The organism is Inquilinus sp. OTU3971 (assembly GCF_038440215.1).
The window spans coordinates 1-204 of sequence record NZ_JASATH010000487.1 but is presented as its reverse complement, the minus strand read 5'-3'; the positions used below and the strand labels follow the sequence as shown (position 1 = coordinate 204).

At 68.6% G+C, this 204-nt stretch carries 1 protein-coding gene; it reads right to left on the bottom strand.

Going from position 1 to position 204, the window contains the following annotated elements:
- The coding region (locus AAHM41_RS40540) for a tyrosine-type recombinase/integrase (protein ID WP_342242303.1) at window positions 1-204 on the bottom strand (204 nt) is incomplete at both ends.

Below are 204 nucleotides of genomic sequence, written 5' to 3'. Positions count from 1 at the left end.
GAGCATGACGTAGCGGTCCTTGCGGCCCTTGCCCTGCTCGACCCGGATCAGCATGCGCGAAGAGTCGATGTCGGAGACCTTGAGGTGGACGATCTCCGACGCGCGCAGGCCGCAGCCATAGGCGACGCTGAGGGCGGCCTTGTGCTTCAGGCCGGGAGCGCAGTGCAGCAGCAGCGCCACCTCCTCGGGGCTGAGCACCACCGG